Genomic DNA, 24,185 nt, shown 5'->3' with positions numbered 1-24,185 from the left:
CATTTACCTATTTTTAAGAACAAAAAAAAATAAACATCAAATTCGCAAAAATAACCTGTAATTAAAAGGAATGCATTAAAAATCAAGCTATGAGTAAAATTCCATTTTCAAAAATTATTGCTGGCACTATGACTTGGGGAGCCTGGGGCAGAAACTTCACTGCACACCAAATGACAGCGCTCATGAATACGTGCCTCGAAAACGGCATTTCGTCCTTCGATCATGCCGATATTTATGGAGGTTATACAACCGAACAAGAGTTTGGAAAAGCATTGGCTGCAAGCAGAATAGAACGAAATACCATTCAGCTTATTTCCAAATGCGGTATTCAAATGCTTTCTGAAAACAGGAGTAACACTATTAAGCATTATGAATATTCCAGAAACTATATCATCGCCTCGGCAGAGCAGTCTCTTAAAAATCTGCAAACCGATTATTTAGACCTTCTGCTATTGCATCGTCCAAGTCCGTTAATGCAAGCCGATGAAATTGCCGAAGCTGTTGAAAAACTGAAAACAGCAGGAAAGATATTGGATTTTGGTGTATCTAATTTTTCTCCAAGCCAATGCAATTTAATCGAAACAAAAACCAAAATAAATTATAATCAGATCGAATTTTCCGTCACCCATCTCGAACCTATGCTGGACGGAAGCCTGGATCACATGCAGATTAACAGGATAACTCCAATGTGCTGGTCGCCTTTGGGAACAGTTTTTAGAAATGATGATGAACAATCACAACGCATAAAAAAAATTACAAATGAATTAGCGTCCAGATATGAAGTCGCTAATGATATTATTTTACTGGCCTGGATATTGAAACATCCTGCCGGAATTTTGCCAGTATGCGGCACTTCGGACGAAAAAAGGGTTTCACAATTAATGCAGGCCACTGCTGTTGAAATGGAATTGCAAGACTGGTTTTCTCTTTGGGCAGCAAGCACAGGAAACGAGGTACCTTAATAAAACAGAAAACAGCTGGATTTCAGCTGTTTTCTGTTAAAATAAATGCAGAATTATAATCTGGCTGTAACAATATCAATCAATGTAATATTCCCTATGTCGGTTACAGCTGCGTTAGCAACAACTACACCTGGAACCTTCATTACTGCTTTACCCGAAGCGGGTTCGGGAGTCAGCGTAACTTCATAAGTCCCAACTGGAAGTCCATCCAATTGAAATACCCCTGCCTCATTTGCGTAGGCCGTTAGCGTTGCCGTTCCAACTTGAACAGATGCTTGAACCTGATAACCGGCCAATGCCGGACTGATAGTCCCTTTAATGCTTCCTGAAGTTTCGTTTGTTGAAACTCGGACTACTGGATGCAGATTATAGATATCAGAAGCACCAGCTTGAACAACAATTGAATGCGCTACATCAAAATCCAATAAGAATTCGTATGTTCTGTCTGCCATTAAAGTATAATTGACTTGCAATTTTAATCCCGATTGTTGTGCGCTGGGTGTTTTCAAAGCATGTGTAGTACCATCCTTAAGCACCACTGTATTATTGTCACCAAGCAATAATCGAATTTGTCCCAAATGCCCCGAAGTAATTGTACCATCGGCGATTAAAGCTGTAACTCCTCCTGTTAAATCCAGTAAATTATAAACACCTGGATTTTTCCCAATACTCACCCAGCCCTGATCATCACTATCTGAGCTGCTTTTTATCAAGACATCTTTAACCTCAACATTTACTTCTTTATAATCCCCAGGAGCATCAGACAATCTTACCATGACTTTTGATGTTCCATCGGCACTTGAAGAATCATCATTTTCATTACATCTGATAAAAACCAGACTCAGCATTGTAATTGCAAAAAAAACTAATCTGCTTGCTTTAATTGTTTTCATAATTTTAATAAATTTAGTTCGTATAAAATCAGTAAATTTAGAACGTACAAAATTTCGGTTTAGTGTTGTTTTTACTCTAAAGACACAATATTAACAATGATTAATAAACGGATTCTTATCAAAAATCTCCTTGCTCACAATGACGAGAGCAGTTTTTATGATAAAAAAAGACAGCTGAATTTACACACCCGGGAGGGCAAGGCAAAATTTTTAAAACACATTTGTGCCTTATCCAATTCTAATCCCACTAACAACTCTTATATAGTAGTTGGTGTCGAAGATGAAAACAATGAAATTGTTGGAGATGATTTTTTTGACGATAGCCGCATTCAGAATTTAGTGAATGCTTTTCTTGAAAATCCCCCCAGAATCCAATACGAAAATGTTCCTTTTCCTAATTTGCCAAAAGACAAAGTAGTTGGGTTAGTTACTATAAAACCAAACAGCAGAACTTCTTATTTTAAAAAAGGGATACATACTATTGCTGCGAATACTGTTTTTATCAGGAGAGGAAGCAATACAACGCCTGTTGAAGGCGAAGTGGAAAAGAATTTTCAAAATACTGAAACCGTAATTGGCATTGAAAATAATTCGAGAAACAGCATCAAATATACCCTTGATGGCGTGATTGATTTCATGAATTACCGCCATAAAGACATGGCACCAAAATATAAGGTTTTCAACGAATTATTCGTCATCTGCTGGGCAGGAATTGCAAAAAAATCCCGAAACAAAACCTATTTGTCACGCGTTGATATCGAACTGATTAACGAGCAGATCAAATTATTCTATTCAGCCCAGGATGTTGTTGAAATAAGCTATGATGAAGACAGTTTTACAATTATTGAATATGTCCCATTGGGATTGAATGACAAAACCAGTTATTATCCGCTGGAACAGCAAACCATCCATTTTCATGATAATGGATATTATAAAATTGACAGAAAAATACTTTTTGAACCTCCCAAATACAACAAGAAAATGCTTTACCATATTTATAATTCAAATATGGCATTGCTCAACAAAATTGAAAAAAATATCAGACTATCAGATCGTGAAAGGAAAGATTTAGATCATCTGCCATCGACATTTATGATCTGCTATCTCAATGGTTTTGAAGAAGCTAAACAAAAGCTGATCGATGCTAAAGAATTATTAAAACCGTTTACGCAAGTATATCTTTCTTTCAAAGAAGCGTTACGGATTTTGAGAAAAATGAAATATGACGTTCAATAAAATTGTACCGTATTATTTATCAGGATTGCTTTCGGTTAACTGAACAATCCCGCTACCCAATTAACCACATCAATTATTACCTGACAAATAGTATTGGTCAATAAAATCAATAATGTAAGAAGTGCATTCATTTTAAAATTTCAATTAATTTATACTGATTTCTTTAAAAAACAATTGCTTTTAAAAAGAAGTACTGTTTTTTGAATCCCAAATGTACTTAAAAATTATCTTGCGGCGTTTATTAATTGATTGAATTTCAACAGGTATAAATACCCGTTTGACCGATTTATTCTTAATAAAAACTTAAAAATTTATTCTTAGCCAGATTCTGCTGAATTTTTCTAAACTTTTTCTCCTTAAAATTCAATTCCTGTATCTTTTATTTTTCTCTAAATAATTACAGCTGCTATCGGCTTAAAAAAACACAATCTGCATCACTTTTAACTATTTTTGTAAAAGAACAAATTGAGAATATGAGAACATTAGTAATAGGAGATATACATGGTGGATTAAGAGCCCTGCATCAAGTTCTGGAAAGAGCAAACGTAACTACAAAAGATAAGCTTATTTTTTTGGGTGATTATGTAGATGGCTGGAGCCAATCCCCACAAGTAATAGATTTTTTGATAGGATTGCAAAAAACTCATGATGTAATTTGTATTCGTGGCAACCATGATGAATTATTAAGAGAATGGCTCGATGACAATAAAGACAACGAACAATGGTACCAGCACGGAGGCGAAGCAACTGTTTTAGCCTATGAAAAAGTCGATTATGACACCAAAAAAAAGCATATAGAATTCCTGAAGTCACTCAAGGACTACTACCTTGATGAACAAAACAGGATGTTTATTCACGCAGGTTTTACTAACGTTAATGGCGTGATTTATGAATACTTCCCAAAACTGTTCTATTGGGACAGAACCCTTTGGGAAACCGCTTTGGCATTAGATCCAAAAATGAATCCAGATCATCCTTATTATCCCAAACGTTTTACTTTGTATAATGAAATTTATATAGGTCATACTCCTGTTTCCCGCATTGGGGAAACCATTCCAATGCAAAAAGCGAATGTGTGGAATATTGATACCAGTGCTGCATTCAAAGGATCGCTAACTATATTTGATGTAGACACCAAGCAGTTTTGGCAAAGTGAACCGCTCCCTAGTTTATATCCAACCGAAAAAGGACGGAATAGAATCTAAATCTTATATTTGCCGAAAAATTAATTATCTTATATTTTCGGCAAATGAAAAAAATTATTACAGTTTTATTTTTAGTTTCTTTTGGGCTAACAAATGCCCAGCAAGCTTTTAAAGGAAAAGGTGACTCGAAAATTAATATTGGTGCCAATCTGCAAGACGGTGGTTCAGGAATTCAAGCATCTGCTGATTTCGGACTTGGTGAAAATTTCTCTTATGGTTTTGTAACGACTTATTTATTAGGTGTAGATGAGTTTTCGGGGACATACGGCGAAAGCAGTTATGTTAGCTTAAAACCAGAATTTCAAGATCGTTTTGATGCAAAATTTAGAATTAATGCCAATTTAAGCAGTGTAATTGGTGTAGACCAATTGGATATTTATCCAGGTTTGAGCTTAGGATTGCACAATTTTGGTGGTCACATTGGAGGCCGTTACTTTTTTACTGATGGTTTTGGTGTTTTTACTGAACTAGGATTTCCAATTGCAAAATACAGTGACGATAAAGAAGTATTTGATCATTTAAACAATCAGGTTACCTTTAGTATAGGCGCTTCATTTAATTTAGATTAAAAACTAAAAATAAAAAGGGCTTGTTAATAAAAAACAAGCCCTTTTTTATGAATTATAGTTACCTACAAATCAAATTTGATTCCTTGTGCCAATGGCAGGCTTGTTGTATAATTGATCGTGTTAGTCTGACGGCGCATATATACTTTCCAAGCATCCGAACCAGATTCTCTTCCTCCTCCAGTTTCTTTTTCCCCGCCAAAAGCACCACCAATCTCCGCTCCCGAAGTTCCGATATTGACATTGGCAATTCCACAGTCTGAGCCAACAGCCGACAAAAATTGTTCTGCTTCACGCAGATTATTAGTCATTATGGCCGAAGACAGACCCTGAGCTACTCCATTTTGAAGATCAATAGCATTTTCTACCGTTCCTGAATATTTAATCAAATATAAAACTGGTGCAAAAGTTTCGTGCTGTACAATTTCGAAAGAGTTCTGCGCTTCGGCAATGGCAGGTTTTACATAACAGCCGCTTTCGTAACCTTCGCCAGAAAGTACTCCGCCTTCAACAAGGATTTTTCCGCCCTCGGCAACTACTTTGTTCAATGCATTATTATACAATTCGACAGCATGTGTATCTATTAACGGGCCCACGTGATTTTTTTCATCTAATGGATTTCCTATTCGCAATTGACCGTAAGCCGAAACAACGGCATCTTTTACTTTATCATAAATACTTTCGTGAATAATCAAGCGGCGAGTTGAAGTGCAGCGTTGCCCTGCAGTTCCCACTGCTCCAAAAACAGCTCCGATAACGGTCATTTTGATATCTGCATCTGGAGTTACAATAATGGCGTTGTTTCCGCCCAATTCTAATAATGATTTCCCTAAACGGCCAGCTACAGCCTGAGCTACTATTTTCCCCATTCGGGTAGAACCTGTTGCCGAAACTAAAGGCACACGTTTATCGGCAGTCATTAATTCTCCAATAGTGTAATCGCCATTTATCAAACATGAAATCCCTTCCGGAAGATTATTTTCTCTGATAACTTCGGCAATAATATTCTGGCAGGCGATTCCGCAAAGTGGTGTTTTCTCCGATGGTTTCCAAACGCAGACATCTCCGCAGATCCATGCCAAAGCAGTATTCCAAGACCAAACGGCCACAGGAAAATTAAAAGCCGAAATGATTCCGACAACTCCCAGCGGATGATATTGCTCATACATTCTATGTCCAGGACGTTCCGAATGCATGGTTAAACCGTGCAGTTGACGGGAAAGTCCAACGGCAAAATCACAAATGTCAATCATTTCCTGAACTTCGCCATATCCTTCCTGCAATGATTTACCCATTTCGTAAGAGACCAGTTTTCCTAAGGCTTCTTTATTTTTTCTCAATTTTTCTCCAAACTGACGTACAATTTCGCCACGCTGTGGTGCCGGCATTAATCGGAAGGTTTTGAAAGCTTCGGTGGCAGTCTGCATTACTTTTTCGTAATCGGCGGGTGTGCTCATTTTTACAGAAGCAATTAATTTACCGTCAACTGGCGAAAAGCTCTCCAGGATTTCTCCGCCTGAAAAATGGTTAATTCCTGTCGAAGTCCCTTCGTTTATGGTTTTAACTCCCAATTGCGCTAATGCCTCTTTCATTCCAAATTGATTTGCTATTGTTGTCATTGTAACTTTATTGGTTAAAATTGTTATATTTTTGTGTAAAGATATAATTTCAAGTTGAATTTTAATAGATCTGAAATTTTCTTTGACCAATATTGTTATTCTATAGGATCTTTCGTCAGGTGTGACTCCTGCGGAATTAACAAACAGGGCGATTTTTGATTTATAGAAAAAACTGTTCTGTCTTTATAAAAAAAACAAAATTATGCCATTTTTTATATCTTCTAAGTCAATTTTTATAAAAAAACACAGCCATTAAAAAAAGAAGGCAGTATTTTTATACCTAAAATAAATTCATAATTACTTTTAACATGAAATCCATCTCACTGTATTTTATTATCATTTTTTTAATTTTTTCACCTTTGCTGGCGCAGAAAAAAGTTTTTGATGTGGTTCCCTTGGGAGTTAAAGGAGGTGTAGACGAGGCGAATCTTTCGGCTTATCTGGTGGCTCTCAAAAACACGAATGCATTTATCTGTCTTGATGCTGGAACCATAAATGCCGGTATTGAGAAGGCTATTGCTAATAATGAATTTACGGTTTCGGGCGATGAAGTTTTGCGAAAATACATTAAAGGTTATCTTATTTCGCATGCTCATCTTGATCACGTTTCGGGCTTGATTATTAATTCTCCTGCCGATTCTTCCAAAACTGTTTATGCCACCAAAAAATGTATGGAGATGATGAAGGAACATTATTTTAATGGAGAAACCTGGGCTAATTTTGGTGATGAGGGTGTTGGTTATCAGATAAAAAAATATCATTTTGAAACGCTCCCTTATGGCGAAGAAATAGAATTGAGCAATACGGCAATGACGGTAAAAACGTTTCCTCTAAGTCATGTAAATCCTTATGAGAGCAGTGCTTTTTTAATTAGAAACGAAGAAAATTATGTTTTGTATATGGGTGATACCGGTCCTGATGAAATTGAAAAAAGCAACGATTTGAAAATACTGTGGCAGGCTGTTGCACCTTTAATTAAAGAAAAAAAACTGAGAGGGATTTTTATTGAAGTTTCATTTCCAAATGAACAGCCTGACAATGCTTTATATGGACACTTGACGCCTGGTCATTTAATGAAAGAACTCAGCAAATTGGAAGAACTTGCTGGCAAAGGAAGCCTGCAGGATTTAAAAATCATTATCACGCATAGAAAACCGCCAACAAAAAATATTCAGAAGATTAAGGAGCAATTAAAAAAAGAAAACGTACTAGGAGTTGATTTGGTTTTTCCTGAACAGGGAAGAAAATTTGAATTGTAGTTTTAACTAATGCATTAGACCTAACAGGTTTCAAAAAACCTGTTAGGTCTCTTTGCGGTGAAAAATTCATTTTTTCTCCCTAATCAAATAAACATATACTGGAAAATGGTCACTGAAACCAATTTCAGTTAAGGAATGCCGTAATGGATATCCTTTGTATTTACCGCTTTTCTGGATTAAAAAGGGTTTGTTGTAAATGCCAGCTTTCCAATATTGATAGGTGTTGTAATCCTTTTGCAGCAGCGAACCCGAAACCATAACCTGGTCAAAAATATCCCAAGCGTCACGAAAAGCAATTGTACCCAGTCCCTTATTCGCCATTTCTTCGAATGGATTGTAAATCCCAAAACCATCAACATCCTGAATTTTACCTTTGGCTCCGAGCGCTTTTTTGACACTTTTATTAAAAGGGCTGTCGTTCAAATCGCCCATCGTGATGATTTTTGCATTGGGATTGATGTGCTGCAGGGAATCAATTATTTTCCTGTTCAAAGCACCTGCCATTTCCCGATATGGACTGGATTTCTTTTCGCCTCCCGCACGCGAAGGCCAATGATTGACTATTATATGAATTTCTTCTCCGTTCAAAAAGCCAGTGACTAATAATTGATCTCTGGTATAAACCCGATGATTATTAGTATTGATTTGAATAATGTCTTCGGTTTCTATATTTTCGGATGCTTCGGTTTTTGCTTCTTCTTTGAGAGGTTGTGCTTCTCGATAAACATACAGCGGAATATTGCTGAAACTTGTGGGCTGAAACTGCTTTTTTTGATACAACAAAGCAACGTCAATTCCTCTTTTATCCGGAGAATCAAAATGTACGATTCCGTAGTCTTTATCAATCAATGTGGGCTGTTTGATTAAATCTTCCAGCACCCCTTGATTTTCAATTTCGGCTCCGCCAATAAATGTGGGAGAATTTGGGTTTTCGGAAGTGCCGATTTCGGAGAGAACACGGGCTAAGTTTTCGAGTTTCTGACGGTATTTTTTGGTATTCCAATGCTGATTCCCTTTTGGAGTCCAATCTTCATCATTAATTGAAGGGTCATTAATGGTATCATAAAAATTTTCAAAATTGTAGAATGCGACTGTATGTATCACAAAAGATTTAGTCTGCGCATTTCCTTTGATAATTAATAAAAGAATTAGATAAAAATAAATCTTTCGGTTCATTATTACTTTTTTCAAATGGTTCAGTTTTTGTAAATATAGTAATTTGATTACAATTATTGCTTTCTGTTAAAACCTCTGTTTTTTTGCCACAGATTAAAAAAAGATTAATAATCTGTGAAAATCATTTTTAATCTGTGGTCATTATTAAACCAGAAAGTCTTTTACCTGTTATTCTTAAATGTATATCTTTGCTTTTATCCTTGTAATAATCACTTTTCAAAAAGCACTACATGAATACCAGTCCATTTTCTTTTAATAAAAAACATGGTGTTTTGTATCCTATACTATTGCTTATTTTTACTTTACAATCTATGAACAGCCAAGCTCAAACTACTATGATTACACCGCCGTATTTACAAAAAGGAGATACCGTTGCCATTGTGGCGACTGCTAGAAAAAATGTAGACGATAACTTGAAACCTACAATAGATTTACTGCATGCCTGGGGTTTGGAAGTCGTTATTGGAAGCACCATCGGATTAGATTTAAACCAACTGGCAGGAACTGATGAACAGCGTGCGGCCGATTTTCAGCAGCAGCTGGATAACCCGAAAATCAAGGCAATCTGGTGTGCTCGTGGCGGTTACGGAACAGTACGTATGATTGATTTATTGGATTTTACCCAATTTAAACAGCATCCAAAATGGATTGTTGGTTTTAGTGATGTGACGGTTTTGCACAATCATCTCAATACTATGGGATACAAATCCATTCACGGAACCATGCCGGTGAGTGTAGAAAGAACAGCACCTGAATCGATTGCAACTTTGAAGACGGCTCTGTTTGGCGAAAAATTATCGTATCAGATCGATCCGTTCCCTATGAACCGTTTTGGGAAAGCCACTGGAGAATTAGTAGGCGGGAACTTATCTATTTTGTATAGTTTATTTGGATCAAAATCGGCTATCGATTGTACCGATAAAATTTTATTTATCGAAGATCTTGACGAATACCTTTACCATATTGACCGAATGATGATGAACCTGAAACGCAACGGCTGTCTGGAAAGCATCAAAGGAATTATCGTAGGCGGCATGACCAAAATGAAAGACAACGATATACCGTGGGGGAAAAATGCCAACGAAATTGTTCAGGACGTGACACAAAAATACAATATTCCGATACTCTATAATTTTCCAGCGGGGCATGTTCATGACAACAGAGCCCTGATTATGGGAAATATCATTACCATGGATGTGAACGAAAACTGCAATACGGTGGTTTTTGAGTAGAAAGAAGATAGAATATAGAGAAGAGATAAAAGATGTTTTTAGACTTCTCTTTAAATCTATTTTCTATGTTCTATTTCTATTCTCTCAAATCAGAAAGCTGCATTCTAAAATCTAAAATCTCAATGGCTGAACACAACGAACTTGGAAAACTGGGAGAGGATCTGGCTGTGGATTATCTTAAAAAAAACGGCTATACTATTCTCGATACAAACTGGACGTTTCAAAAAGCCGAAATTGATATTATTGCTCAAATAGAAAACACACTGGCCATTGTAGAAGTAAAAACCCGATCGTCCCTAGAATTTGGTTTGCCTCAGGATTTTGTAAAACCCAAAAAAATCCAGCTATTAATAAAAGCTGTAGATGCTTATGTAATCGAAAGAGATTTGGATCTGGATATCCGTTTTGATATCATTGCCATTAATAAAAATGAGAAATCCTTTGCAATTGAACACCTTACAGATGCTTTTTTCTATTTTTAAAGAAATTTAACAATGTTATATTTGTAACAAATTGTTTTTTTGTTTATATTTGCTCCGGTATTAGAAACTAAACCATTTCAATATCAGCATAACTACAAAAAAATAACCAACTTGAAATTATGAAAACTGTATCGTCTATTGTAGAAAATTACATTAAAACAAAACCATTTTTATTAAATGCTTTATCATTGGGCATCATTAACTTGACTTCTTTGTCAAGAAATATTATGACCGAATTAGAAAGTGAATTTGGAAAAGAAGTAAAGCAAGGTGCCGTAGTAATGGCTCTAAAACGTTTGACAGAAGAACTGGATTTCCGACTGAATCACAAAATCAATAAAGTAATAAAGAATATTGGCGAAATTACAGTACGTTCAGCTTTGACCGATTATACCTATGTTGTTTCGGATACTGTTTTGAATAAACAAGCCGATTTGATCACAGATATCAATTCGCTTCCAGATATTTTCTATACTTCGTCCAAAGGCGTTAATGAAACTAATATTGTGGTTAGCAATAGTGTAAATCATTTGGTCGAAAAACACTTTGTAAATGAAAAATTGATTCAGAAACTAGAAAATCTAGCTTCCATTACCGTTAAATTACCTAAAGAAAATATTGTAGTTCCTGGAATTTATTATTTTATTTTCCAGCGTTTGGCCTGGGAAGGAATCATTATCAATGAAGTAATTTCAACTTCAAATGAGTTTACGATTATGGTAAGCGAAAATGAAGTAGATGTTGCTTTCAGAGTAATTAAGGATTTGAAAAACTAAAATCTGTTTTTTTATAAAATTTGAAAACGAAGCCTAGTGCTTCGTTTTTTATTTATAACTAAATTTACACTTTGTTATACGATTAAACAACTTAACCTTATGCTGGCTCCATCCTATCAGAAGTTAAAAGACATTTTATCAAAATCTATTGATCCAAAGCGAATTTTAACAAATCCACTGCAAACTCTTGCTTATGGAACTGATGCCAGTTTTTATAGGCTTATTCCACAAATCGTAATTCTCGCTCATAATGAGGCCGAAGTTGTCGAAATTATAAGGCAAGCCACAAAACTTGGTATTGCATTGACTTTTAGAGCCGCTGGAACAAGTTTGTCGGGTCAGGCCATTACTGATTCGGTTTTAGTAGTAGCCACTCATGGCTGGAAAAATTTTGAACTTTTAGATAATAATCAGAAAATAAAGCTGGAACCAGGAATTGTGGGTGCTCGTGCGAATATTTTTTTAGCACCACATGGTTTGAAAATTGGTCCAGATCCAGCATCAATCGGTGCCGCTATGATTGGTGGAATTGTAGCTAATAACGCCAGCGGTATGTGTTGCGGTACAGCTCAAAACTCTTATCAAACCATAGCCAATGTTCGAATAATACTCCATGACGGAACTATTCTGGACACCGCTGATATAAACAATGTTACAGCTTTCAAGAAGAATCAAACAGTTTTAATCCAAGAAATAGAAAATCTAAGAGATACTATTAAAGATGATGAAATTCTGTATCACCTTATCAAAAATAAGTTCAAAATAAAAAATACTACGGGTTACAGCATCAATGCTTTTGTTGATTATGAAGACCCGATTGAAATCATCAAACACCTGATGGTCGGCTCTGAAGGGACTTTGGCCTTTATTTCGAATGTAACTTTCAAAACGGTAATAGACGAGAAACACAAATCCTGCTCTTTATTAATTTTTAAAACGATTCAGGATGCGTGCAATGCCACTATTTTATTGAAATCGGCACCTGTTGCCGCAGTCGAATTACTGGATAGAGAATCCATCCGTTCCGTAGAAAACGATCCAGATGCCCCAGCTTATTTCAAAACATTACCGGAATCTGCTTGTGCTTTATTGGTAGAATGCCGTGACAATGATTTGGTTATTCTGCACCATAAACAAGAACAGATCAGGCTAAAAATCCAATCTATTCCAACCTATGCAGAATATGAATTCACTTCCGATCCCCAGCAGTATTATTTCAACTGGAAAGCACGGAAAGGATTGCTTCCAACTGTTGGAGGACTGCGAAAAAACGGAACATCAGTTATTATTGAAGATGTTGCTTTCCCATTACCCCAGCTAGCCGATGCTTGTCTGGCCATGAAAGAACTGTTCCAAAAACACGAATACCATGATGCCGTTTTGTTTGGCCATGCCTTAGAAGGGAATCTGCATCTGGTTTTTTCTCAGGACTTTTCAAACCAGACCGAAGTGGACCGTTACGAAAAACTAATGTCGGAACTGGCTATTTTAGTAGTTGACCGTTTTAATGGCTCCTTGAAAGCCGAACACGGCACAGGCCGTAACATGGCTCCGTTTGTGGAAAAAGAATGGGGAACCAAAGCTTACGAAATCATGAAACGCATCAAAAATATTTTTGATCCTAATAACAAAATCAACCCTGATGTATTAATCAATCCTGATCCCAAAGCACATCTCAAGAATTTAAAGCCAATGCCAGAATCGCACGCCATTGTTGATAAATGCATGGAATGCGGCTTTTGCGAACCACACTGCGTTTCCGAAGGATTGACTTTATCCCCAAGGCAGCGCATTGTAATTGCCCGAGAAATCAGCCGATTGGAAGAATCGAATGATAATCCGGAACGATTAGCAGCAATTAGAAAAGATGTAGCCTATCAGCTGGATGAAACCTGTGCCACAGATGGACTTTGTGCTCTTGCCTGCCCAGTTTATATTGATACTGGAAAATTTGTAAAAACATGGCGGGCCAATGAATTAAATACCAGTGCTAAAAAAACTGCGTCTTACATTGGTTCACACATGGCAGTAACTACATCGGTCATGAGATCAGGACTAAAAATAGTTTCTTTTTTTCACTCCATTTTTGGAACCAATATTATGACAGCATTATCCAATCTGTCGCATTTTGTCACCTTTGGAAAAGTGCCAAAATGGATACCGGAAATGCCAAAAGGAGCGAATAAAATTAACATGAATCAAAAGCACTAAAATGAATACAGCAGCCGATTTAAAAGTCGTTTACTTTCCTTCATGCATTAACAGAAGCATGGGAAAAAACCGTTTTCAGAACTCAGATGATTTGCAATTGACCGAACTCACGCACCGCTTATTGGTCCGTGCCGGATTCACAATAATTTATCCCGAATCAATAGATGATCAATGCTGTGGTATGCCTTTTTCCAGCAAAGGTTTTACAGAAGCTAATCATGCAAAATCTGAAGCATTGGAAACTACACTTTTAAAAGCTTCTGAAAATGGTAAATATCCTGTACTTTACGATATGAGCCCGTGTTTTTATCATTCGAAAGAAGAATTCTCGAATGTTTTAAAAATTGTGGATCCTATTGAATTTATGCTCGATTATGTGATGCCAAATCTGATGGTGAAAAACAAAAAAGATACTGTAACGGTTTTCCCGGTTTGTTCTGTCAAAAAAATTGGAAAAATGAATCAGCTTGCTGCTTTATCACAGTTATGCGCCAATAATGTTACTGTTATTGACAGCAATTGCTGTGGTTTTGCAGGTGACAGAGGCTTCCTGATTCCAGAATTAAACGAGCACGGATTACGCGATTTAAAAGCCCAGATTCCTGCTGCTTGCAAAGAAGGTTTTTCAACCAGCAGAACTTGTGAAATTGGTTTGGAAAAAATGAGCGGTATTGATTTCAAATCTATTTTTTATTTAATCGAAGAGGTTACACGTTAAAAAAAAATATTTTCGTTGAGAAAAAAAAGAATAAATATTTTTTGCATTAACACAATTAAACCTATTAACAAATAATTGATTATAAGTGAATTATACTTATAAACTCAATTAATGTTTATATAATGAAAAGTTTCAAAAAATCAATAAAATTTTACGATGCAACTTTTTTTTAAAATGTCAATACGAATAATATTTTTATATATTTGTCGACTATTTAAGCCAATGCTACGCTTAAATTAAGAATATCCTTATTATAATCTTAAAAAATTAAGGGGTCAATAATCCATGTCAACGACAAAAGATTTTAGCGAACAATTGCTGGTAAGTGAACTCAAAAATGGCAGCGAAAAAGCATTTCGCAGACTATATGATTTCTATTATCAAGATATCTATGGTTACAGCATAAGTCTTTTAAAATCGAAAGAGCTTGCAGAAGAAAATGTGCAAGATGTTTTTTTAAAAATCTGGCTTCATAGAGAGAATATAAACCTGGAGCAATCATTCAAATCTTTTCTATTTACAATTGCCCGAAACCAAGCTTTTAATCTTTTAAATAAAGCGGCAAATGATGTGCTTTTGAAAGAAGAAGTTTTTTACAGCAGTCAGAAATCACATGCTGAAGGAGATTACACCATTCGCGAAGACGACTGTAAAAAACTTAAAAAACAGGCTATAAAACAGCTTCCTCCCAAACGCAAACGCATTTTTAAAATGTCTAGAAAACAGGGAAAAACATATGAAGAAATAAGTCAGGAATTAGGAATTTCTGTCAATACAGTCAAAAATCAGATGAGCAAGGCCCTCGAATCCATTCGGGTATTTTTTCAGGCTCATGATGGTTTTACTTAAATACAAAAACATTTTTTTTTGCAATCACTCCTAATCGAGTGATTTTTTTTATTTTTTTTGAAAAAAAATTAATTTATAAACATTTAAAAATCAGTTAATTGAATTTTAAATTGTGTTAAAATTAAAAAAATTACAACGATTGAGTAGTACTCAACTGCACTTCAGCTGTATTATATAAAAGCAACAATAAATATATTCGAAATGAATGAAAATTCAGAAATACAAAAATTACTTCATAAGTTCATTTTGAACCAATGCTCGGCTGACGAAACTGACAAAGTGATTGACTATTGCAGAAAAAACAATCTCACTACTGATTTCCCAACCGTTGAAGAAGTAAAATCTATATTGGAAAAAACTCCAAAAATGGATGCTACTACTTCTGATCAGATATTTTCTAAAATTTTAATTCAGGCACAAGAGATAGAGGAAACAGAACAAAGAAAATTCCCCTTCAAAAAATATCTGGCTATTGCAGCGTCAATTATCGTACTGCTGTCAATTGGTATCACTTATAAAAATAACAATACTGCAATTTCCAAAAGCAGTCCCATCATTAACAGCAGCGATATCACATTACAGCTGGAAAATGGCGAAATTCAAGTTATCTCCGAAGGCAAAAAAAGCCAGGTTGCCGATGCCGAGGGTCATATTGTAGGGAATCAAAACGGAAACAAAATTGCATATGACACCAAAACTTCTATTGAAAAACTGGTATACAATACTTTGAAAATTCCAAATGGAAAGCGATTTGAACTGGAATTGTCAGATGGTACTGTAGTGCATTTGAATTCGGGTACTACTTTAAAATATCCTGTAAAATTCATCGCTGGCGAAAACAGGCAGGTTTATCTGGATGGTGAAGCTTTTTTTGATGTTGCAAAAGATAAAAAACATCCTTTTATAGTAAATGCCGACAAATTGAATGTTCGGGTTTTGGGAACCCATTTTAATGTTTCCAGCTATCCCGAAGATGACATGACAGATGTTGTCCTGGTAGAAGGCTCTGTGGGCATGTATACAGCAAATGAAAACTTTAATGCTGCTAAAAATACAATCCTGAAACCTGGCTATAAAGGAAGCTTTAACAAAAACAGCAGCCAAATCGCTGCCAAAGAAGTCAACACAGACATGTATACTTGCTGGATTAACGGCGGACTGGCCTTTAGAAACATAAGCTTTATCAATATCTGTAAAAAATTAGAACGGCGATATGATGTTAACATTGTAGTTAAAAACCAAAAATTAGCAAACGAAAAATTCAATGCCCGTTTTGCAGACAAATCTATAGAAGAAGTATTAAGTTATTTTGACGATGCTTATGGCTTTAATTATAATAGAAAAAACAATACAATAACCATTAACTAACCCTTAAAAACCAAACAGAAAACTATGAATTGAACTTAACAGAATAAAAAAATCGGAAAGAGCTGCGAACAATTTCCGATTGAATAAGTGATTGAACCTAACAGATTAAATACAATCAATTAACAAAATTATGAAAAAAAAATCAAAGAATGACGGAATGCAATTTTCGTTGTTCAAAATTGACCTGAAATTGAAACTAACCACACTATTACTTTTAGTTGCCATTTTTAATTCAAGAGCCGATACTTATGCCCAAAAAACAAAAGTAAGCTTAGAATTGAACAATACTACTGTGGAAAAAGTTATTGAAACGATTGAGCAAAAAACTGACTTTAAATTTATTTATAAATTAAACGACATCGATTTAGACCGTATAATTTCTATTCATGTAAAAAATCAGAATATAAACACGGTTTTAGATAAAATTTTTAAAGGAACTTCGACAGATTTTATAATCAGGGATACGCAGATTATGCTCAAAAAACCCGCAATAATTATTAAATCTGAAAGCCTGCCTTTTCTTCCACAAAATATAAAAGGAAAAATCATTGACGAAAACCGAATGCCTTTGCCTGGTGCAACCGTTACCGAACAGGGTACGAAAAACAGCGTGCTGACAGACTTTGATGGCGGTTTTCAAATAACAGTACAAAGTAATACTGCCATGCTGGTTGTTACTTATGTAGGCTATGTGAAAAAAATATTTTTGGCGGATCAGATAAATCCCACCATACAATTACAGCCAGAAACAACATCATTAAAAGAGGTTGTATTGATAGGATATAGCTCTATTTCCAAAAAAAATGTAACAGGTGCCGTATCCTCAATCAGTCAAAAAGATATGAATCAAGGCTCTATTATAAACCCTTTACAGCTGATTTCGGGAAAAATGGCTGGGGTAAACATTACTCAGACTGGAAGTGAGCCAGGAGCTGCTCCCAATATTAGAATACGAGGCTTAACCTCTTTAGTGGGAGGAAATGATCCATTAATAGTCATTGACGGCGTGCAGGGTGATTTGAATTTGTTAAATCAAATTCCTCCAAGTGAAATCGCTTCTATGGATATTTTAAAAGATGCATCGGCTGCAGCTGTATATGGGGCTAGAGGAGCTGCTGGAGTTGTCCTAGTTACAACTAAAAAAAGCAAGGCAGGAAAAACATCCGTAGAGTACTCAGGAACAATGTCTGTAGACGAAATTCCAAATCCATTGGAAGTCCTTAATGCTGATGAATGGTGGCAGCAAGCACAGAAAGTTGGTGTTCCTGCATTATCCAATCATGGTGCAAGTACCGACTGGTTTAATATTTTGACACAAAATGGTTTTACTCAAACACATGCTTTGGCTTTTGGCGGCGGAGCAGAAAAATTCAATTATAGAGCTTCTATTTCAGCTATCCTGCAGGAAGGAGTGGTTATAAATTCAAAAAGCAATAAATACATTGGACGCATTCAAGCCACTCAATTGGCATTTGATGACAAATTAAAATTGACTTTTAATCTGAACAGCGGTATAATTGATACTGATTATAGCATAGGTAATATAGGGAGAGCATCTTTTAGATCCAACCTGATTACAAACTCTTATTTTATAAGTCCTACCAATCCTGTTTATAATGTAGATGGTACTTATTTTACTGATGCTAACGTATTTCATTATCTGAACCCTTATGCTGCGGCCGAAACGGTTTCCAATCATAATGAAAATGATAATTTATTTGGCAGCTTAAAAGCAGAATTAGAAATCATGGATGGTGTAACTGCTGCATGGTTTGGCAGCTGGAGAAATACCAATAGCACTCACGGCTACTATCTGCCATCAGAATCTACAGATGCAGATGCCATTGACCAAAAAGGTATTGCTAATGTAAGTAACAACAAAACAAACGAGAAACTCACCAACATGAGCCTTAATTATAAGAAAAAATTGGGCAATCATAATCTGGATGTTTTGGCTCTTTATGAGTGGCAAAATCAAACCTATCAAGGGAATTTTGCACAGGCTCGTGGTTTTATAAACGACATTGCTACATACAATGCTTTGCAATTGGGTGATTTTTCGAATGCAAAACCAGGTGATATTTCATCTTATAAAAATGACAGAACCCTTATATCGTTTTTAACTCGTTTTAATTATGCGTATTTAGAACGTTACTTAATCACTGGAAGTATTAGAAAAGATGGTTCTTCTGTATTTGGAGATAATAATAAATGGGGTAATTTTCCATCAGTATCTTTAGGATGGGCTATAGACAAAGAGCCTTTCATGGCAAATCAGACCCTTTTTACTCAATTAAAACTGCGTGGCGGATATGGAGAAACGGGTAATCAGCAGGGATTATCACCTCAGCAATCGCTTTCATTGGTAGGACAAGGCAATCCAAGCCTTACTTATTTTGGGGGTGCGGTAGTAAACAATTACGGCCAAATTCAAAATGCGAATCCAGATTTGAAATGGGAAACCAAAAAGCAAACCAATATTGGTCTTGACTTTTCATTACTGGACAGCAGGCTAAGAGGTTCTATTGATACTTACACGGCTACGACAGACAATCTTCTGTTTAATTACACCGTGCCACAGCCTCCTTATCCATTCGACAAAGTATTTGCTAACGTGGGAAGTCTTTTGAACGAAGGTATTGAAGTAGCATTGAGCTATGATTTAATAAGCAATGACAACACAACCCTTACCCTTGCAGGTAATGCATCCTTCATGCGAAATGAAGTTTTAAATTTAAGCGGAAGCATTAATGGTGTGCCATTGAATACTGACTTTGTTGATTGGGGCGCTCCAAATTCTTACCTGGTAAAGGGCAAGCCTGTAGGTTCATTTTACACTTTGCACAGCACAGGAAAAGACAATGCTGACGCCGAAACTGTATTGGATCGCGATGGAAATGGCTCTATCGATCAAGGATCAAGAAGTCTGGACAGAGCATACAGTGGTTCAGCAATGCCAACTTATACTTTTTCATTCAATCCTACATTTAGATATAAAAACCTGGATGTTTCAATGCTTTGGAGAGGGTCTGGAGGAAACAAAATTTATAACACCTTGAACAAAAGTTTAAGCTATCAGGAAAGTATTGGAAAGTCTAACGTTTTGAAAAGCTCGCTTGCACTAGGAATGTACACCAGCCAATACGCCTCTGATTTGTGGCTGGAAGATGGTGATTTCATCCGATTAGAAAATGTGGCTGTTGGTTATAATTTTACTTTCAAGGAAGTTAAATACGTTGAATCTCTTCGTCTTACACTTACTGGCAACAACTTATTGTTATTTACTGATTATACTGGTATGGATCCAGAAATCAATTTATCCGGCGGTGGTGCTAATTTTGGCAGTGACATGGGGATATACCCTCGTACCAGAACAGTTGGTCTGGGTCTAAGTGTTAAATTCAAATAATAAAAGAAAATGAAAATCAAAAATATAGTATTGATAAGCAGTTTAACTCTCTTATCATTTGCAAGCTGCACTAACTTAGATGAAAATGTCTTTGATAAATACGAAACAGATCCTTTTTATGATGCTCCCCAAGGTGCAAATATTGCGTTAGCTGGAGTTTATGCACAAATTGGCGGGAATTGGGACGGAGTTGGATATGCTGGTGCCGACAATGGCTGGTATGACCTAAATGCCATGTCGAGTGACGAGCAGGTAATCCCGCATAGAAATACAGGAGACTGGCAATTGGACTTTGCAAAATTATTCAAGCATGATTGGCTTCCATCAAGCTTTATCGTTGGCAACACTTGGAAATGGCTTTACAAATCAGTATTTAGTGCCAATTTAGCTATTGAACAATTAGAAAAATCAAAAGCTGACCCTTCAAAAATTGCCGAAGCAAAAGTATTAAGAGCCTTTTTTTATTATCTGTTGATGGATGATTATGGCAATGTTCCTTTTTATACTTCCAATGATATAACTGTCGATAAAATTCCACAAGCAGATCGTAAAGATATTTATGCTTTTGTTGTGAAGGAATTAACCGAAAATGTAGAATTATTGTCGGCTACTAAAGGCGGAGAATACTATGGACGTTTCAACAAATGGGCAGGCTATATGTTATTGTCCAAAGTGTATCTTAATGCTGGCGTTTACACAGGGAGCCCAAAGTGGGCAGAATGTCTCGCTATTTGCAATAAATTAAATGAAGCAGGATTCTCATTACACCCGGGAGCTGCTAATGCGGCAAGCCCATTAGGATATAAATATTTTGAACTGTTTGGAGATACACTTCCAGAAGACGAAACAATATTAGCAATCTACTCTTCTGTCGATGTGGTTTCCCGTAATATTTTTACAGTACGCAGCCTGGCTGGGGCAAATGCATCTAAATTATTTGGCTACAACGGATGGAATGGAACTGTTATACCAAAAGATTACTACTTAAAATATGAAGATAAAGATATCCGAAAAAAACAGTTTTTAATTGGAGAACAGCCTGGAGGAGTTAATTACACTTTGGAAATAGGTTCGTTAGACAATCCTGGAGCTGCACCTCAAGCAGGAGTCCGCAATACTAAGTTTTATCCAGCAGGTGTAAATAATGGAGGTGGAGCTTCTAATGATTTTCCAATTTATAGATATGCCGATGTCCTGCTGATGACTGCTGAGTGCAATGTACGCCTTGGAAATCCAGGAGCAGCTAAACCATTCATTGACGCTGTAAGACAACGTGCCGGCCTTGATCCTCTGGCTGCAAACCCGACTCTTACTGATATTTACAATGAAAGAGGGTTTGAGCTCAACTGGGAAGGACACAGAAGACAAGATATGATTCGTTTTGACACCTTTTTATTGCCAAATGAATTCAAAGCCGCTTCACAGCCGTTTAGAAAATTGTTTCCAATTCCAACCGCAGCACTTGATGCAAATCCAAGTTTAAAACAAAATCCTGGTTACAACTAAAAAAGAACTTACATGAAAACATATATATATAAGTTACTCGTACTTGCGGCAGTAGCGCTGCTTGGCGTATCCTGTGAAGACACCGCCGAACTGACCACTTTGCAAAAGGTCAGCTTCCCGTCAAATATAGAAACTTCAGCAAACACTATCGTTCTATCAGCTGATAATGAAACTGATCCAGCTGTAGTACTTTCTTGGCCTTCTGTAGTTTATCCTATTAAAGCTCCTGTGACCTATGCCTTGCAATTTGACCTGCCAGATAACATTATTGGGGAAAAAGCCTGGAGTACAGCTACCCGTCTTGTAGTTGGTGAAGATGTACTGAGCAAATCTTTATTGGGAGCAGAACTTAATAAAATAGTTCTCCAGCTGGGACTGCCAATAGATAAGGCAAATGAAATTGTTGTACGTGTAGAATCATACATGGATCATACGATTTATTCAGATCCAATTGTTTTAACTGTTACTCCATTTGAAAAACCAGTTGTTTCAGGCGAAATAATAATGCCAGGAAGTTATCAGGGCTGGAATGTTGATACAGCAGCATCTTTACTTGCAATAAGTACCGATGTGTACCAAGGATATGTATCCATACCTGCTGATGCATTAGGTTTCAAATTAAATAAGGAAAGAAACTGGGCGCAGTTTTATGGTGCAGGGGCTAGCAATAATGATTTGAAAAACATGAGCGATACTGATTTTCAAATGCCTGGAGCTGGTTCGTATCAAATAACAGTAAACCTGAAAACGCTAAAATGGAATTCTATTGCTTATGCATGGGGAATTGTTGGTGACGCAACTGCCGGAAGCTGGAATACGAGTACACCCATGACTTATGACCATGTAAATAAAAAATGGAAAGTTACTGCCAGTTTAGTTCCCGGCAATGTAAAATTCAGGCTTAATGACTCCTGGACCATAAACTATGGTGCCAAAAATAATGATGAAGGCATAATGTATCTGGATAATCAAGGTGCTCATTATGTAGCAGAAGCAGGTAATTATGAAATTACATTTACCATAAACGACATTAACCCGGCTGTTAATGGTTATCCTGCAACTGCTGCATATACCATAAAAAAATTATAACAAAAAAGTAAATATTCAATATTCAGTGTAATGGTTTTGGTTAGTTAAAAATGCATCCTTCTTTCTTAATAAAAGTATGGAGGGATGCAGCCATTACAAACAAATAGGGATTATTATTAAAAAATTAAAAAAATGAAAGTATATATCAACATAGTTTTTGCCCTTATCTTTTCTTCGGTATTCGCATCCTGCAATTCCTCAGATGATGAGTCATCTCCTGCACCCGCATATCCACAATATGGAACAGCATTTGAAAAAATGCCAAAAAAAGAAGATGCCATAATCTATCAAGTTAATATCCGTGCCTTCAGTCAGGCAGGAACCCTGAAAGGAGTTCAGGAAAAACTGGCTCATATCCAAGAGTTAGGTGCCAATGTTATTTATTTAATGCCAATTTACCCTATTGGTGTCGAAAAAGGTATTGGATCACCCTATGCCGTTAAGGACTACAAAGCAGTAAATACAGCATTTGGATCACTAGAAGACTTGCGTACTCTGGTAGATGAAGCCCATAAAAAAAACATGGCGGTAATCCTTGACTGGGTTGCAAACCATACTGCCTGGGATAATGCCTGGATATCTGCTCATCCAGATTGGTATCAAAAAGATGATAAAGGTAAAATTGTTTCACCTCCAGGATATAATGATGTAGCACAATTAGATTTTAACAATCAGGAAATGCGCACTGCAATGATTGATGCTATGTCCTATTGGGTTTATAGTGCAAACATTGATGGTTTCCGTTGTGATTATGCAGATTTTGTTCCTCAGAATTTCTGGACACAAGCTATCACTGCCTTGCGAAAAATTAAAAATCAAAATATATTGATGCTTGCAGAAGGTTCCAAAGCGAGTCATTTTGTTGCCGGCTTTGACTTTACTTTTGGATTTGGCTATTTTGATGCTTTGAAAAAAGTGTTCAAAGAAGGAAAATCAGCAACTACAATTCAAGATGCAAATGCTGCCGAGTATACCTCTAATTATGACAACTCACAGCGTATTGTAAGATACACTACAAACCACGACGTGAACTGGACTGATGGCACACCTTTGGAATTATTTGGTGGCAAACAAGGCTCTGTTGCTGCTTTTGTTGTTGCTGCTTATATGAAATCGGTACCAATGATTTATAACGCACAGGAAATTGGTTATGCCAAAAGAATCGATTATTTTCATAATGTCCCAATCGATTGGAGTACTGCCGATGCCAGCATGCTAGCCGAGTACAAAAAGATAATTGCTTTTAGAAATTCAAGCAATGCCATAAAAAGAGGAACTTACAAAGGATACAGCAACGAAGCTATAAGTGCCTTTACTATGGAAACGGATACTGAAAAAGTACTGGTGCTTTCTAATTTGACAAATACTGCTTCAAAATATATTGTACCCGTTTCACTTTCTAAAACAGCTTGGAAAAATGCCCTTGGAGCTCCAGTAAATATTTCATCGGAAATCACTTTACAGCCATTTCAATATATTGTGTTGAAAAATTAACACAATAAACTGGTAGGTTTACAAATGGTTCTATCTAATCTTCTTGCTTATATTTGTAACGGAAAATGATAAATCGTTACTAAGAACTATTTGTAACACACATCATAATATTGCAAAGCCACAAAGACTGCTAAA

At 36.2% G+C, this 24,185-nt stretch carries 19 protein-coding genes; 16 read left to right on the top strand and 3 right to left on the bottom strand.

The annotated features are described in order from the left end of the window. The first annotated feature begins 89 nt into the window (after positions 1-89). Complete coding sequence (locus ABEG11_RS09220; RefSeq protein WP_348823880.1) at positions 90-962, top strand: aldo/keto reductase; 873 nt, start codon at positions 90-92, stop codon at positions 960-962. A gap of 53 nt (positions 963-1,015) precedes the next feature. On the opposite strand, the gene ABEG11_RS09215 is transcribed toward ABEG11_RS09220, so the two are convergent. After that, positions 1,016-1,855, bottom strand: coding sequence for a DUF4382 domain-containing protein (locus ABEG11_RS09215; RefSeq protein ID WP_348823879.1), 840 nt, complete (start codon positions 1,853-1,855; stop codon positions 1,016-1,018). A 96-nt stretch (positions 1,856-1,951) separates the two neighbouring features. On the opposite strand from ABEG11_RS09215, the gene ABEG11_RS09210 reads away from it, so the two are divergent. The 3 genes from ABEG11_RS09210 (at position 1,952) to ABEG11_RS09200 (ending at position 4,865) form a co-directional block, all read left to right on the top strand. Further along, positions 1,952-3,091 carry an ATP-binding protein gene (locus ABEG11_RS09210; RefSeq protein WP_348823878.1) on the top strand — a complete coding sequence of 380 codons (1,140 nt, stop codon included), beginning with the start codon at positions 1,952-1,954 and terminating at the stop codon, positions 3,089-3,091. 473 nt (positions 3,092-3,564) lie between these two features. Beyond that, on the top strand, positions 3,565-4,296 hold the full coding sequence (locus ABEG11_RS09205) for a metallophosphoesterase family protein (protein ID WP_348823877.1): 732 nt from the start codon (positions 3,565-3,567) through the stop codon (positions 4,294-4,296). A gap of 44 nt (positions 4,297-4,340) precedes the next feature. After that, complete coding sequence (locus ABEG11_RS09200; protein ID WP_348823876.1) at positions 4,341-4,865, top strand: DUF6646 family protein; 525 nt, start codon at positions 4,341-4,343, stop codon at positions 4,863-4,865. Positions 4,866-4,927: 62 nt separating this feature from the next. On the opposite strand, the gene amaB is transcribed toward ABEG11_RS09200, so the two are convergent. Beyond that, positions 4,928-6,481 carry an L-piperidine-6-carboxylate dehydrogenase gene (gene amaB, locus ABEG11_RS09195; RefSeq protein WP_348823875.1) on the bottom strand — a complete coding sequence of 518 codons (1,554 nt, stop codon included), beginning with the start codon at positions 6,479-6,481 and terminating at the stop codon, positions 4,928-4,930. Positions 6,482-6,789: 308 nt separating this feature from the next. On the opposite strand from amaB, the gene ABEG11_RS09190 reads away from it, so the two are divergent. After that, positions 6,790-7,740, top strand: coding sequence for an MBL fold metallo-hydrolase (locus ABEG11_RS09190; RefSeq protein ID WP_348823874.1), 951 nt, complete (start codon positions 6,790-6,792; stop codon positions 7,738-7,740). Positions 7,741-7,806: 66 nt separating this feature from the next. Here the strand turns inward: ABEG11_RS09190 and ABEG11_RS09185 are convergent, their stop codons facing one another. Further along, on the bottom strand, positions 7,807-8,916 hold the full coding sequence (locus tag ABEG11_RS09185; RefSeq protein ID WP_348824074.1) for an endonuclease/exonuclease/phosphatase family protein: 1,110 nt from the start codon (positions 8,914-8,916) through the stop codon (positions 7,807-7,809). Between the two features lie 335 nt (positions 8,917-9,251). Between ABEG11_RS09185 and ABEG11_RS09180 the strand changes: the two genes are divergently transcribed. From ABEG11_RS09180 to ABEG11_RS09130, 11 genes are all read left to right on the top strand, one after another. Then, on the top strand, positions 9,252-10,148 hold the full coding sequence (locus ABEG11_RS09180) for a S66 peptidase family protein (RefSeq protein ID WP_348824073.1): 897 nt from the start codon (positions 9,252-9,254) through the stop codon (positions 10,146-10,148). A 122-nt stretch (positions 10,149-10,270) separates the two neighbouring features. Continuing rightward, on the top strand, positions 10,271-10,630 hold the full coding sequence (locus ABEG11_RS09175; RefSeq protein ID WP_348823873.1) for a YraN family protein: 360 nt from the start codon (positions 10,271-10,273) through the stop codon (positions 10,628-10,630). 119 nt (positions 10,631-10,749) lie between these two features. Further along, positions 10,750-11,406 (top strand): aspartate kinase, encoded by a 657-nt coding sequence (locus tag ABEG11_RS09170; protein ID WP_348823872.1) that lies wholly within the window; start codon positions 10,750-10,752, stop codon positions 11,404-11,406. A 99-nt stretch (positions 11,407-11,505) separates the two neighbouring features. Continuing rightward, complete coding sequence (locus tag ABEG11_RS09165) at positions 11,506-13,617, top strand: FAD-binding and (Fe-S)-binding domain-containing protein (protein ID WP_348823871.1); 2,112 nt, start codon at positions 11,506-11,508, stop codon at positions 13,615-13,617. A gap of 1 nt (position 13,618) precedes the next feature. Continuing rightward, the gene (locus tag ABEG11_RS09160) at positions 13,619-14,335 is read left to right on the top strand and encodes a heterodisulfide reductase-related iron-sulfur binding cluster (protein WP_348823870.1); all 717 of its coding nucleotides are present in this window, start codon (positions 13,619-13,621) and stop codon (positions 14,333-14,335) included. A 285-nt stretch (positions 14,336-14,620) separates the two neighbouring features. Next, on the top strand, positions 14,621-15,184 hold the full coding sequence (locus tag ABEG11_RS09155) for an RNA polymerase sigma factor (protein ID WP_348823869.1): 564 nt from the start codon (positions 14,621-14,623) through the stop codon (positions 15,182-15,184). A 201-nt stretch (positions 15,185-15,385) separates the two neighbouring features. Beyond that, positions 15,386-16,552 (top strand): FecR family protein, encoded by a 1,167-nt coding sequence (locus tag ABEG11_RS09150; RefSeq protein WP_348823868.1) that lies wholly within the window; start codon positions 15,386-15,388, stop codon positions 16,550-16,552. 130 nt (positions 16,553-16,682) lie between these two features. Further along, positions 16,683-19,961, top strand: coding sequence for a SusC/RagA family TonB-linked outer membrane protein (locus tag ABEG11_RS09145; RefSeq protein WP_348823867.1), 3,279 nt, complete (start codon positions 16,683-16,685; stop codon positions 19,959-19,961). 9 nt (positions 19,962-19,970) lie between these two features. Then, a complete protein-coding gene (locus ABEG11_RS09140; protein WP_348823866.1) occupies positions 19,971-21,467 on the top strand; it encodes a RagB/SusD family nutrient uptake outer membrane protein in 1,497 nt (498 codons plus the stop codon). 12 nt (positions 21,468-21,479) lie between these two features. Further along, positions 21,480-22,556 (top strand): SusE domain-containing protein, encoded by a 1,077-nt coding sequence (locus tag ABEG11_RS09135; RefSeq protein ID WP_348823865.1) that lies wholly within the window; start codon positions 21,480-21,482, stop codon positions 22,554-22,556. A 132-nt stretch (positions 22,557-22,688) separates the two neighbouring features. Then, positions 22,689-24,050, top strand: a complete 1,362-nt coding sequence (locus ABEG11_RS09130) for an alpha-amylase family glycosyl hydrolase (RefSeq protein ID WP_348823864.1) — start codon at positions 22,689-22,691, stop codon at positions 24,048-24,050. Positions 24,051-24,185: the final 135 nt, after the last annotated feature.

The organism is Flavobacterium aestuarii (genome assembly GCF_040049115.1).
GTDB lineage: Bacteria > Bacteroidota > Bacteroidia > Flavobacteriales > Flavobacteriaceae > Flavobacterium > Flavobacterium aestuarii.
The sequence above is the reverse complement of the archived record's forward strand: the minus strand, read 5'-3'. Positions and strand labels throughout refer to the sequence as shown.

Coding starts and splice junctions, on each gene's coding strand:
- ABEG11_RS09185 (WP_348824074.1), bottom strand. CDS start 8,916: ATGAACCGAAAGATTTATTTTTATCTAATTCTTTTATTAATTATCAAA.
- ABEG11_RS09220 (WP_348823880.1), top strand. CDS start 90: ATGAGTAAAATTCCATTTTCAAAAATTATTGCTGGCACTATGACTTGG.
- ABEG11_RS09205 (WP_348823877.1), top strand. CDS start 3,565: ATGAGAACATTAGTAATAGGAGATATACATGGTGGATTAAGAGCCCTG.
- ABEG11_RS09135 (WP_348823865.1), top strand. CDS start 21,480: ATGAAAACATATATATATAAGTTACTCGTACTTGCGGCAGTAGCGCTG.
- amaB (WP_348823875.1), bottom strand. CDS start 6,481: ATGACAACAATAGCAAATCAATTTGGAATGAAAGAGGCATTAGCGCAA.
- ABEG11_RS09160 (WP_348823870.1), top strand. CDS start 13,619: ATGAATACAGCAGCCGATTTAAAAGTCGTTTACTTTCCTTCATGCATT.
- ABEG11_RS09180 (WP_348824073.1), top strand. CDS start 9,252: ATGATTACACCGCCGTATTTACAAAAAGGAGATACCGTTGCCATTGTG.
- ABEG11_RS09190 (WP_348823874.1), top strand. CDS start 6,790: ATGAAATCCATCTCACTGTATTTTATTATCATTTTTTTAATTTTTTCA.
- ABEG11_RS09145 (WP_348823867.1), top strand. CDS start 16,683: ATGAAAAAAAAATCAAAGAATGACGGAATGCAATTTTCGTTGTTCAAA.
- ABEG11_RS09215 (WP_348823879.1), bottom strand. CDS start 1,855: ATGAAAACAATTAAAGCAAGCAGATTAGTTTTTTTTGCAATTACAATG.
- ABEG11_RS09140 (WP_348823866.1), top strand. CDS start 19,971: ATGAAAATCAAAAATATAGTATTGATAAGCAGTTTAACTCTCTTATCA.
- ABEG11_RS09210 (WP_348823878.1), top strand. CDS start 1,952: ATGATTAATAAACGGATTCTTATCAAAAATCTCCTTGCTCACAATGAC.
- ABEG11_RS09170 (WP_348823872.1), top strand. CDS start 10,750: ATGAAAACTGTATCGTCTATTGTAGAAAATTACATTAAAACAAAACCA.
- ABEG11_RS09165 (WP_348823871.1), top strand. CDS start 11,506: ATGCTGGCTCCATCCTATCAGAAGTTAAAAGACATTTTATCAAAATCT.
- ABEG11_RS09200 (WP_348823876.1), top strand. CDS start 4,341: ATGAAAAAAATTATTACAGTTTTATTTTTAGTTTCTTTTGGGCTAACA.
- ABEG11_RS09175 (WP_348823873.1), top strand. CDS start 10,271: ATGGCTGAACACAACGAACTTGGAAAACTGGGAGAGGATCTGGCTGTG.
- ABEG11_RS09150 (WP_348823868.1), top strand. CDS start 15,386: ATGAATGAAAATTCAGAAATACAAAAATTACTTCATAAGTTCATTTTG.
- ABEG11_RS09130 (WP_348823864.1), top strand. CDS start 22,689: ATGAAAGTATATATCAACATAGTTTTTGCCCTTATCTTTTCTTCGGTA.
- ABEG11_RS09155 (WP_348823869.1), top strand. CDS start 14,621: ATGTCAACGACAAAAGATTTTAGCGAACAATTGCTGGTAAGTGAACTC.